The 11,286-nt window shown below is 64.7% G+C and carries 8 protein-coding genes; 3 read left to right on the top strand and 5 right to left on the bottom strand.

Translation table 11 applies throughout. The features are described from left to right. Nucleotides 1-15 precede the first annotated feature (15 nt). The 5 genes from ACSHT2_RS30285 to ACSHT2_RS30265 all read right to left on the bottom strand — a co-directional run bounded on the left by ACSHT2_RS30285 (nucleotide 16) and on the right by ACSHT2_RS30265 (nucleotide 6,347). A complete protein-coding gene (locus tag ACSHT2_RS30285) occupies nucleotides 16-3,111 on the bottom strand; it encodes a MexW/MexI family multidrug efflux RND transporter permease subunit (RefSeq protein ID WP_440638456.1) in 3,096 nt (1,031 codons plus the stop codon). A gap of 68 nt (nucleotides 3,112-3,179) precedes the next feature. Beyond that, nucleotides 3,180-4,373 carry an efflux RND transporter periplasmic adaptor subunit gene (locus ACSHT2_RS30280; RefSeq protein ID WP_440638455.1) on the bottom strand — a complete coding sequence of 398 codons (1,194 nt, stop codon included), beginning with the start codon at nucleotides 4,371-4,373 and terminating at the stop codon, nucleotides 3,180-3,182. 1 nt (nucleotide 4,374) lies between these two features. Beyond that, the gene (locus ACSHT2_RS30275; protein WP_440638453.1) at nucleotides 4,375-5,061 is read right to left on the bottom strand and encodes a TetR/AcrR family transcriptional regulator; all 687 of its coding nucleotides are present in this window, start codon (nucleotides 5,059-5,061) and stop codon (nucleotides 4,375-4,377) included. 156 nt (nucleotides 5,062-5,217) lie between these two features. Continuing rightward, nucleotides 5,218-5,808: a thiamine pyrophosphate-dependent enzyme gene (locus ACSHT2_RS30270; protein ID WP_440638451.1), complete on the bottom strand. Its 591-nt coding sequence runs from the start codon at nucleotides 5,806-5,808 to the stop codon at nucleotides 5,218-5,220. After that, on the bottom strand, nucleotides 5,805-6,347 hold the full coding sequence (locus tag ACSHT2_RS30265; protein WP_440638450.1) for a phosphonopyruvate decarboxylase: 543 nt from the start codon (nucleotides 6,345-6,347) through the stop codon (nucleotides 5,805-5,807). Before ACSHT2_RS30265 ends, ACSHT2_RS30270 begins: the two co-directional genes overlap by 4 nt. 105 nt (nucleotides 6,348-6,452) lie before the next feature. Here ACSHT2_RS30265 and ACSHT2_RS30260 point away from each other — a divergent pair, with 105 nt between their 5' ends. The 3 genes from ACSHT2_RS30260 (at nucleotide 6,453) to ACSHT2_RS30250 (ending at nucleotide 11,019) form a co-directional block, all read left to right on the top strand. Then, nucleotides 6,453-7,685 carry a cytochrome P450 gene (locus ACSHT2_RS30260; RefSeq protein ID WP_440638448.1) on the top strand — a complete coding sequence of 411 codons (1,233 nt, stop codon included), beginning with the start codon at nucleotides 6,453-6,455 and terminating at the stop codon, nucleotides 7,683-7,685. Nucleotides 7,686-7,913: 228 nt separating this feature from the next. Then, the gene (gene rocD / locus ACSHT2_RS30255; protein ID WP_440638447.1) at nucleotides 7,914-9,128 is read left to right on the top strand and encodes an ornithine--oxo-acid transaminase; all 1,215 of its coding nucleotides are present in this window, start codon (nucleotides 7,914-7,916) and stop codon (nucleotides 9,126-9,128) included. A 430-nt stretch (nucleotides 9,129-9,558) separates the two neighbouring features. Continuing rightward, a complete protein-coding gene (locus tag ACSHT2_RS30250; protein WP_440638445.1) occupies nucleotides 9,559-11,019 on the top strand; it encodes a Spy/CpxP family protein refolding chaperone in 1,461 nt (486 codons plus the stop codon). Nucleotides 11,020-11,286: the final 267 nt, after the last annotated feature.

The following is an 11,286-nucleotide window of genomic DNA, read 5'->3' as shown; positions in this document are numbered from 1 at the left end:
GCTTGCCTCGCGGCCTCAGGTCGGCCGCAGCGCCTTGGAACCGAGGTCAAGCTCGTTGACCTGCTTGTTCCGCTCCGAATCGGCCGCCGCGCGATGGTCGGTCGCCAGCACCACATAGACCGCCGGCAGCACGAACAGCGTGAACAGCGTGCCGATCGACATGCCCGCCACGACGACCAGACCGATCGAGAAACGGCTGGCCGCGCCCGCGCCGGTCGCGGTCAGGAGCGGGATCAGGCCGGTGACCATCGCGGCCGTCGTCATCAGGATCGGCCGCAAGCGGATGCGGGCCGACATTTCGATGGCGGAGCGGCGGTCGAGCCGCTCTTTGACCTGGAGCTCGTTGGCGAACTCCACCATCAGGATGCCGTGCTTGGTGATCAGGCCAACCAGGGTGAGCAGACCGACCTGGGTGTAGATGTTCATGGTCGCCACGCCGAAGAACAGCGGGATCAGCGCGCCGACGATCGCCATCGGCACCGAGATCATGATGACCAGCGGGTCCCGCAGGCTCTCGAACTGCGCGGCCAGCACCAGGAAGATGATGATCAGCGCGAAGCCGAAGGTGATCGCGAGCTGATTGCCTTCCTGTACGTATTGCCTGCTGTCGGCCAGATAGTCGTGGCTGAAACCCTGCGGCAGCTTCTTGGCCTCGCCTTCGAGGAAGTCGACCGCCGCGCCGACAGTCACGCCCGGCATCGGCACGGCCGAGAACGTCGCCGAATTGAGCTGGTTGAAGTGGGTCAGCGAATTCGGGTCGGTCTTGGTCTCGATCGACACCAACGTCGACAGCGGAAGCTGCTGGCCGGTGTTGGTCGTCACATAGAAGCCCCCGAGCGATTCCGGCGACAGCCGCTTTGCGCGAGGCACCTGCGGGATCACCTGGTAGGACCGACCTTCCAGATTGAAGCGATTGATGTAGTTGCCGCCAAGCAGGACCGCGAGCGTAGCGCCGAGGTTCTGCATGTTGACGCCGAGGTCCTGCGCCTTGATGCGGTCGATCGTGACCTTCACGTTGGGCTGGTTGTAGGCGAGGTCGCTGTCGGAGACGATGAACATGCCGCTCTTGCGCGCGGCCTCCTTCAGCTTCTCCATCTGCTCATAGACGGTCTGGAACCCGGCGGTGGAGTTGATCACCATCTGGATCGGCAGGCCGCCCGGACCGCCTGGCAGCGGCGGCAGGTTGAACGCGAACGCCTGCACGCCCTCGATCTTGGAGAGCTCGGCCTGCACCAGCGGCTTCAGTTCGATCGACGAGCGCTTGCGCTCGTCCCAGGGCTTGAGAAGCATGCCGGCAATGCCGCCCTGCGGACCGTTGATGCCGTTCAGCACGAAGCGCAGATCGGTCTCGGGGAATTTCTGGAACTCCTTGTCGAGCTTCTCGCCGTAGAAATCGACATAATCGATGTTGGCGTATTTCGGCGCCTTGGTCACCGCGAACACGATGCCCTGGTCTTCTTCGGGCGCCAGCTCCTTCGAAGTATGCATGTAGAGGAAGCCGACCAGCCCGAGGATCGTCACCGCAAACAGGCCGGTGATGGCCTTGTAGTCGAGCGAACGATCGAGCCTGCGGCCATACCAGCGCGTCATCGCGCCGAACACCCGGTTGACGAGCTTGGCGAAGCGGCCCTCCTCGGTGTTCTTCAGCAGCATCGAGCACATCATCGGCGACAGCGTCAGCGCGATCACGCCCGACACGATCACCGAGCCCGCGAGGGTGAAGGCGAATTCGCGGAACAACGAGCCGGTGAGGCCGCCGAGGAAGCCGATCGGCGCGTACACCGCCGCGAGCGTGATCGTCATGGAGATGACGGGACCCACGATCTCGCGCGCACCTTGCAGCGAGGCCTGAACCGGTGTCTTGCCCTCCTCAAGGTGGCGATGGATGTTCTCCACCACGACGATGGCGTCGTCGACGACGAGGCCGATCGCCAGCACCATCGCGAGCAGGGTCAGGAGATTGAAGCTGAAGCCCAACGCCAGCATCAGGGTGCAGACGCCGATCATCGACAGCGGAATGGTGACGACGGGGATGATGACCGAGCGCAGCGAGGCCAGGAACAGGAAGATGACCACGATCACGATGATCACGGCTTCGCCCAGCGTCTTCTCCACCTCGTCGATCGAGGACTGGATGAACTTGGTCGAGTCGTAGGCGACCTTCATCTTCATCGAAGGCGGCAAATTCCGCTCGAGTTCAGGGAACAGCGCGCGCACACCCTTGACCAGCGTCAGCGGGTTGCCCTGCGGCGTTGCCTGCACGCCGATGAAAATCGCGTGCTCGCCGTTGAAGGCAACACTGGCGTCCGTGCTCTGGGCGGCAAGCTCGACGGTGGCGATATCCTCCATCCGCACGAAGCCGCCGTCCTTGGCCTTGACGATCATCTTCTTGAACTGGTTGACGTCGGTGAGGCCGGTATTCGTCGAGACGTTCGAGACGATGAGATAGCCCTTGGTCTGGCCCGCCGCAGACTGGAAGTTGTTGGCGGTGATTGCCGCGGCAACGTCCGCCGGCGACACGTTGCGGCCGGCCATCTTCACGGGATCGAGCCAAAGACGCATCGCGAAGGTCTGGCCGCCGAGAATGTCGGCCGAGGCGACGCCGTCGACGGTCGACAGCACCGGCTGCACCACGCGCGTCAGATAATCGGAGATCGCCGAACCGGACAGTTCCTCGGACGAGAAACCGAGATACATCACGGCCGTGGTCTGGCCGGTGGTCTTGGTAACGATCGGGTCGTTAGATTCCTTCGGGATCAGGTACTTCACCGAATTCGTCTTCGCCAGCACCTCGGTGAGTGCCTGGTTCGGATCGAAATTCAGCTTGATGTAGACCTGAATCGTGGAAGTGCCGAGCACAGAGGACGAGGTGATGTAGTCGACGCCCTCGGCGGAGGCGACTGCCTGCTCGATCGGCGTGGTGATGAAGCCCTGGATCAGGTCCGCGGACGCGCCGGGATAGACGGTCGTGATGTTGATGACCGTGTTCGACAGCTTCGGATATTGCCGAATCGGCAGCACCATCGCCGCGCGCAGGCCGATCAGCAGGATCAGCAGGCTGACGACGACCGACAGAACCGGGCGCTTGATGAAAATATCGGTAAGGGCCATCGCGGCGATCTCGATTTCTTTGTCTCAAGAGACGTGATCCGGCCGAGCCGGATCACGCGAGGATGTTGTCAGTAGCGCGGCGGCTGCGCCGGGATCGGCGGAGTCGGGTCGGTCGAGATCGATACCGGCGCGCCCGATTGCAGCTTGAGCTGGCCGACGGCGACGACCTTGTCGCCCGCCTTCAGGCCCTTGAGGATTTCGACACGACCCTCGACCCGGTTGCCGGTCTGCACGAAGGTGCGCACCGCCGAGAGGCTGGTCTTGCCGTCCGCTTCCTTTTTCTCGGCGACCACGAACACCGAGTCGCCGTACAGGGTGTAGTCGACCGCCGTCTCAGGCACGGTGATCACGGCCGGCTTGTCCGGCAGCACCACGGTCGTGGTCACGAACATGCCGGGCTTCAGGATCTTCTCCGGATTGGCGATCGTGGCCTGCACGCGGATGTTGCGGGTGTCGGTCGAGATCTGCGGCTCGATCGTGGTGATCTTGCCCTCGAAGGTGCGGCCCGGATAGGCGTCGACCTTGAGCCGAACGGCCTGGCCGACCTTGAGGTTGCCGGAGTCCTTTTCCGTCACCGTGAAGTTGGCCCACAGCTCGGACAGATCGGTCAGCGACACGATCGCCGTACCTGCCGTCAGATATTGGCCGACCTCGACCTTGCGCACGCCGAGATCGCCGGAGAACGGCGCGCGCACCAGCTTCTGCGAGATCAACGCTTCGGTCTTGGCGATGCCCGCCTGCGCCTGGTCGTAGGCGGCCTGCGCGCTATCGACGGTCGCCTGCGGACCAAACTGGCGCGAGGCCAGTTGCTTGGCGCGGTCGAGCGACAGCTGCGCGACGGTGGCCTGCGCCTTGAAATTGGCGAGGTCGCCCTGCTCCGGCGCGTCGAACAGCTGCACCAGCGGCGTGCCGGCCTCGACGCGCGTACCCGGCACGAACTTGATCTCCGTGACGCGCCCGTTGACGTCGGCGCTGACGTCGACCTGATGCACGGCGACAAGGCTGCCAACCGCGGTGAGCAGGTTCGGCACCACCTCGGACTTCGCCTCGGCTGCGCTGACGGCGGTCGGCGGCGGCTTGTTGTTGGCGAAGAACTGCTGGATCATCTGGCCGCGGAAATAATTGAACCAGACGAGGCCACCGACGAGCGCGGCCAGAAGCGTGCCGACGATGATGAACCAGAGCACCGGCCGGACCGGACGCTTGGGAGCCTTGCTGTCGATCGGTTCGCCCGAAATCTTGTGTTCGGTTACGATGTTCATGTCATGCACTTTCTGCAATCGCCGCCTTGCCGGCATCCGCGGCCTGATCGCGGCCCAGATGCGAAGCAATTGCGGCGTCGTTAAGTCCTATACCCCTCAGGAGAAACTCACAGAGCTGCCGCTCCAGGTGGTTCGCCTTGCCGTAAGCGAGACAAGGCGTGGCCGGCAGCCTGGTCAGCGCCGCGGTCATCACCGCATGATGCGCAAACCAGAACAGGTTGAGCGGATCGCCAGCGTAGGGCCGCGCATCCCCGGCGGCCACGGCGCGCTCGAGCGAGCCGACAAAAGCCGCCCCAATCAGTGTCTGGATCTTGGCATATAGCAAACGCGCGAATTCGCCGTCATCCAGATGGCTCGTGGCCATCAGTCGCAGGCGCTGGGCCTCTTCCTGATCGGGACCATCGGCAATGTGCAGGAAATGCCCGACCATCCTGCGGATCACCTCGACCAGCGTGGCGGTCGATGGCTCCCGCTCGAGAAGCTCGATGAATGCCGGATCCGCTTCGCATTCGTCGCTGAGAATTTCTGCATAGAGCGCCGCCTTAGACGGGAAATGCTTGAACAGCAGCGCCTCGGAAATGGCAGCGGCGGCCGCCACGCTCTTCGTCGTGGTGCCGGTGTAGCCATGTCGGGCAAAGCAGCGCTTCGCGGCACCGAGGATCAATTGACGCCTCAGGTCGCTCGTCATACGCAATGAGCTCATGGTGGGTGAGTAAACACTCACCCACGCAGAAGTCAAGCACTATGTTGCATCGCAACCTGAGTGCGCTGCAAATTCACGGGAAATTCCCACCACTACTCGGGCTGCTTGCAGAGTGAACCACCCCTCCGACAGCAGCGCCGGCTAGATCGGCTGGAAGCCGAGGTCGCCGCGGATCCGGTTGAGGATGTAGGTCCCATCCCGGCTCGGCAGGATCCGCTCCAGGCTGGCGCTATCGATCTTCACATTGGCAAAGCGCGGCCCGGCCGAGACGTCGTGGACGGCTTTGGCAAAGGCCTCGACCTCGGCAATGGTCGTGACGGCCCGGCTGTCCGCAATGCCGCATGCCTTGGCGACGCCGACAAGGTCGGCAGCGGCCGAGGTGTGGCTGGTCTGCCCGCCGGTCTCGCCATAGGCCTCATTGTCGAGCACTGCGATCGACAGGTTGGGCGGCTTTTGCAGGCCGATGGTGGCGAGGCTGCCCATGCCCATCAGCATCTCGCCGTCGCCGGTGATGACCAGCACGGGCAGCTTCGGCTGCGCCAGCGCGAGGCCGAGCCCGATCATCGCGGCGCCGCCCATGCCACCCCACAGGTAGAAGTTGCGCGCATGGTCGCCGGCCGCGCACATGTCGTTGGTGGAGGCACCCAGGCCGCCGATCGCGACGACGTCCTTGCGGTCCGCGAGCAGCGTGGACACCACCCGGCGGCGGTCGAGGAGATTGGCCTTGCTCATTTGGTGAAAACCTTGGCGCCGATCAGGCGCTGCGACAGAAGGACGGCGGTCGGGGTGAGCGCGTTGTAGGCCTGCGCCGCGGCGGCTTCGAGCACGGCGGGCACCTCGGCTGCGTTCGAGGCGCGCAGCACCTTGACGCCGGAGAGCTCGAACACGCCCTGCGTGGTCGATCCCATCGGCACCTGCCACGGATTGAACTCGCCCCACTCGCCGCGCATGGTCACCAGGGTGAGGAACGGAAAGCGCAGGATCGGGATCAGCGACAGCATATTGATGCAATTGCCGACGCCGCTCGACTGCATCAGCAAAACGCCACGCTGTCCGCCGGCCCAGGCGCCGGCGAGCAGCGCCACGCCCTCCTCCTCCGTCGTCAGCGGAATGCCGCGCATGGTGGCGGAGTCCAGCACGCGCTGGATCAGCCTGGAATGGCCGGCGTCGGGCACATACGGCACCTGCCGGACGTCGAAGCGCTGCAATGTCGCGAAGATATCGTCGGGCCAGTTCGGGGCCGTGTCGGCAGCGTCAGTGCGTGCGTGCATTTTCCTGTCCGGTCGGCTAGCAAGGTGGAAAGACTGTAGACGCATGCACGCACCGACCAGAACAACAAAAACGGCATAACGGCTTTAACCGGCGAGTATAACGGGATGAACGCAGATGCGAAGGCGCTGGCGGCCAGCTTCGACCTCGAGAAGCTGACGCCGGAGTTTTACGACAACCCCTACCCGACCTATCGTGCACTGCGGGAGAACGAGCCGGTCAAGCGCCTGCCGAACGGCACCGTGTTCCTGACCCGCTACGACGATCTCGTCACTGCCTACAAGAACACAAAGTCCTTCAGCTCGGACAAGAAGCGCGAGTTCGCGCCGAAATACGGCGACACCCCGCTCTACGAGCACCACACCACCAGTCTCGTCTTCAACGACCCGCCCTCCCACACCCGCGTGCGCCGCCTGATCATGGGCGCGCTGTCGCCGCGCGCGATCGCGAGCATGGAGGGCGACCTCATCAAGCTGGTGGACGGCCTGCTCGACGCTATCGAAGCCAAGGGCGCTTGCGAGCTGATCGAGGATTTCGCTGCTTCAATTCCCATCGAGGTGATCGGCAATCTACTCGACGTGCCTCACGAGGAACGCACGCCGCTGCGCGACTGGTCGCTCGCGATCCTGGGCGCCCTCGAACCCGTGGTGTCGCCCGAAGCGGCAGCGCGCGGCAACAAGGCGGTGACGGATTTCCTCGCCTATCTCGAAACGCTGGTGGCGCGGCGGCGCGCCAAGCCGGGCAATCCCGAGCGCGACGTGCTGACGCGGCTGATCCAGGGAGAAGGTAACGGCGAGGAGAACGGCGAGCGGCTCACCGAGAAGGAGCTGCTGCACAATTGCATCTTCCTGCTCAATGCCGGACACGAGACCACCACCAATCTGATCGGCAACGGCCTCGTGGCGCTGGACCGTCATCCCGACCAGAAGCAGCGGCTGATCGACAATCCCGACATGATCAAGACCGCCGTCGAGGAGATGCTGCGCTACGAGAGCTCGAACCAGCTCGGCAACCGCATGACCACGGAGCGTGTCGAGCTCGGCGGCGTCGTGCTCGATGCCGGCACGTCGGTGACGCTGTGCATCGGCGCGGCCAACCGCGATCCCGCGCAGTTTGCGGACCCAGAGCGCTTCGACATCGCACGCGCGCCAAACAGGCACCTCGCCTTCGCCACCGGCGCGCATCAATGTGCCGGCATGGCGCTGGCGCGGCTGGAAGGCGCCATCGCGATCTCGCGCTTCCTGGCACGCTTCCCGAACTATGCCGTGAGCGGGCAGCCGGTGCGGGGCGGACGGGTGCGGTTCCGCGGGTTCTTGAGCGTGCCCTGCGCGATCGGCTGAGGCCTCCAAACAAAAATGACGAAAACAACCCCATGCACAGTAGAGGCTGGGCCGACGAACGACACCTTGTGGTTCCGCAGAACTATCGGACGTTTCAGGCAAATCGGGCTGCGCCACGCCATCGGCGCATGAAGGCTTCCAAGCCGGCCGGCGAATACCCAAATCAAGCTGAAGACCGCCGGTGCAGTCAGTTGAGGACCCCCGCGCGCAGCAATGGAGTGACGACAGATGAGCTCGTCGGTCATTGATTTCATCGCAACAGAAGCACGGTTTGGCGCCCATAATTACGAGCCGATCGGGGTCGTCCTGTCGCGCGGCGAAGGTGTCTGGGTCTGGGATACCGAAGGCAACCGGTATCTCGATTGCCTCTCGGCTTATTCGGCGGTCAGCCAGGGCCACTGCCACCCCAAGATCCTGGCGGCGATGGTCGAACAGGCGCACAGGTTGACGCTCACCTCGAGGGCCTTCCACAACGACCAGCTCGCCTTGTTCTACGAGGAGATCGCAGCGCTCACCGGTTCCCACAAAGTGCTGCCGATGAACAGCGGCGCAGAGGCGGTCGAAAGCGCGATCAAGTCGGTCCGCAAATGGGGCTATGAGGTGAAGGGTGTGCCGGACGGTGCGGCCGAGATCATCGTCTGCGCCAACAATTTCCACGGACGCACGCTGGGCATCGTCGGCTTTTCAACCGACCCCGAGACACGCACACATTTCGGGCCGTTCGCGCCGGGCTTCAAAATCATCCCGTTCGGCGACGCCGCGGCGCTGGAGGAGGCAATCACCCCAAACACGGTCGCCTTTCTGGTCGAGCCGATCCAGGGCGAGGCCGGTGTCGTCATTCCTCCAGCCGGCTATTTCACGAAGGTGCGGGAGCTCTGCACCGCCAACAACGTGATGCTGGTGCTCGACGAGATCCAGACCGGGCTCGGCCGCACCGGCAAGCTACTCGCCGAACAGCACGAGGGAATCGAAGCGGATGTGACGCTGCTCGGCAAGGCCCTGTCCGGCGGCTTCTATCCAGTGTCGGCCGTGCTCTCGAACAACGACGTGCTCGGGACTTTGAGACCCGGGCAGCATGGTTCGACCTTCGGCGGCAACCCGCTTGCCTGCGCGGTGGCGCGCGCGGCAATGCGCGTGCTGGTCGAGGAAGGCATGATCGAGAACGCGGCCCGGCAGGGCGCGCGCTTCCTGGAAGGCTTGAAAGACATTCGTGCCAATACGATCCGCGAGGTACGCGGACGCGGCTTGATGCTGGCGGTCGAGCTGCACCCCGAGGCCGGCCGCGCTCGCCGCTACTGCGAGGCGCTTCAGGGCAAAGGCATCCTCGCCAAGGATACCCACGAGCAAACGATCCGCATCGCTCCGCCGCTGGTGATCACAAGCGATCAGGTCGACTGGGCGCTGGAGCGGCTCGCCACCACCCTGACGCAGGACTTCTCTTGAGACTGCCTGCGTCGGAAGATCGCAATGCCGGCCGTGGCCAACAACGAACGATTCCGCCAGCCGTGCGTTGAACGTCGTGGGCGATTACGAGCTGGGAGCCACAATCATGCTTCCGCGTGGCGTTTGCCTTGTGGCTGTTTCAGTTGGTGTCTCGATGCTGGCGGTGAGCGTCGGCGCGTTCGGCCAGGGACATGGAAGGGGCGGGCCAGCGGGTCCAGCCGCAGCGCCGGCGGCACGGCCAGCAGCACCACCGGCCATGGCTCGCCCGGTGGCGCCGCCAGCCATGGCGCCACGTCCGGCGCCGCGTATTGCCTCACCGCCCCCCCGCCCGACACCACATTTCGCTGCACCGCCACCGCGAGCGGCCCCGCGCGTGGCAGCGCCGCGGCCCGAATTCCATCGCGCGCCGGCAGCACCGCAACGTCCGGCCATGGCACCGCGGCCGACGCCGCACATCGCAGCCCCCTCGCGGCCCAGCGCACCGCCGGCCGCGAGCGAGCGGCTGTCGCAGCGCAATCAGACTGAACAGCGCGCGCAACAGCACCAGCAGCAAATTCAGCAGCGCCAGCAGATGGTGCAGCAGCGGCAGCGCGAGACGCTGTCGCGCCAGACCACGGAGCGTCAGACCCGCATCGAACGCCTCCAGCAGCGGGTGCAGCAATTGCAATCGCAAAAGGTGGAAGGCGCGCGAGCGCAACGCGAGCAGCAACGGATGCTCCAGACCCAGAACCGCCTGCTCGGCCGTGAGCAGCGCGCGCAGCAACTTGACCTGGCGCGCCAGCAGCGGCTCGGACTGCAGGCTCCGGCCGGGCGCGCCGCGGCGACTGTGGCCGCCGTGCAGGCTGCCGAGCGCGGGCGGTTCGCGGCGCGCTTCCGCGAGCATGCCACTCCGCAGACCCAGGCGGCCCTCGTCGCTCGCCAGAGCGGCTGGGCGCCCCGGCAAGCCTGGCGTCACCGTCATCCCGCGGTGTTCGTGGCATGGCTTGGGCCGGTGTTCTGGCCTTACGCTTATTCTGACATTTTCAACTATACGTTCTGGTCCTATGCGTACGAGCCCGGCTATTGGGCCTACGCCTATGACGATTTCGTCGATACCGTGTTCTGGGGCGGTGACGGCCCCTATTCCGCCTTTGCCAGCACCACCCCGTATGACTATCCGCAAGCCGGCGGCAGCCGCGCGCGTCCGCGCGCCAACGTGAGCCCGCAGACGCTACGCCAATTATGCGGCACACCGGACAAGGGCGTAACCGCCTGGCCGCTTGCCGATATCGCGCGCGCGGTGCAGCCGACGCCGGAGCAACGCGCACTGCTCGACGAGTTGAAGACCGCGGCGGCCAACGCTGCCGGCGTGTTCAAGGACTCCTGCGCGGAGACCTATGCACTGACTCCGCCTGGCCGCCTGCGCGCGATGATGAACCGCATCAGCGCGACCCTGGAGGCCGTCAAGATCGTGCGACCGGCACTGGAGAATTTCTACAACTCGCTCAGTGACGAACAGCAGGCCCGCTTCAACGCGCTTGGCCCCAATGTCGGCGACCGCTCGTCCCAGCAGCAGGAAGCGAGTAGCGAGAGCTGCGACGATCCGAAGTCCGGCCTGACCCAGTTGCCGATCCAGAGGATCGAGGCTGTGCTGCACCCTGCAGGCAAGCAGAAGGAGGCGCTCGACCGCCTCGGCGAAGCAACGGCGAAGGGCGTTCAGGACCTGCAGGCGGCCTGTCCGAACGATGTGCCCCTGACGCCGGTCGGACGCCTGGAGGCGATGCAGCACCGGCTCGAGGCCATGCTGACGGCTGCCAAGCTGGTCGAACCTGCGCTGGACGAGTTCTACGCCACGCTGAGCAGCGAGCAGAAGGCGCGTTTCAACACCTTACAACAGGTCGCAAGCCCGTGAGGGCAACGCGCGCCTGACCTAAGGCATGATCCGGAAAAGTGCGCAGCGGTTTTCCGAAAAGATTATGCTTAAACAACAAACTAAAGCGCGATGACGATTCATCCCAATCGCATCGCGCTTTAGAGCACGATGAAATTTGGCTCGGTCGGTTGTTCCAGGTTCACCTCTCCCCAGCGGGGAGAGGTCGGATTGCGCAGCAATCCGGGTGAGGGGCCGCAGCGATCGGTGAGACCTGATCCCCTCACCCGGATCGCATCTTTCGATGCG

Origin of the sequence: Bradyrhizobium sp. PUT101, from assembly GCF_052043945.1 — a bacterium.
Taxonomy (GTDB): Bacteria; Pseudomonadota; Alphaproteobacteria; order Rhizobiales; family Xanthobacteraceae; genus Bradyrhizobium.
Note: the sequence above shows the minus strand (reverse complement) of the source record. Positions and strands in the feature narration are given on the sequence as shown.

What these genes read in the sequence shown, in the direction of transcription:
- ACSHT2_RS30285 (WP_440638456.1), bottom strand. Translation starts at nt 3,111, where the DNA reads ATGGCCCTTACCGATATTTTCATCAAGCGCCCGGTTCTGTCGGTCGTC.
- ACSHT2_RS30280 (WP_440638455.1), bottom strand. Translation starts at nt 4,373, where the DNA reads ATGAACATCGTAACCGAACACAAGATTTCGGGCGAACCGATCGACAGC.
- ACSHT2_RS30275 (WP_440638453.1), bottom strand. Translation starts at nt 5,061, where the DNA reads ATGACGAGCGACCTGAGGCGTCAATTGATCCTCGGTGCCGCGAAGCGC.
- ACSHT2_RS30270 (WP_440638451.1), bottom strand. Translation starts at nt 5,808, where the DNA reads ATGAGCAAGGCCAATCTCCTCGACCGCCGCCGGGTGGTGTCCACGCTG.
- ACSHT2_RS30265 (WP_440638450.1), bottom strand. Translation starts at nt 6,347, where the DNA reads ATGCACGCACGCACTGACGCTGCCGACACGGCCCCGAACTGGCCCGAC.
- ACSHT2_RS30260 (WP_440638448.1), top strand. Translation starts at nt 6,453, where the DNA reads ATGAACGCAGATGCGAAGGCGCTGGCGGCCAGCTTCGACCTCGAGAAG.
- rocD (WP_440638447.1), top strand. Translation starts at nt 7,914, where the DNA reads ATGAGCTCGTCGGTCATTGATTTCATCGCAACAGAAGCACGGTTTGGC.
- ACSHT2_RS30250 (WP_440638445.1), top strand. Translation starts at nt 9,559, where the DNA reads ATGGCACCGCGGCCGACGCCGCACATCGCAGCCCCCTCGCGGCCCAGC.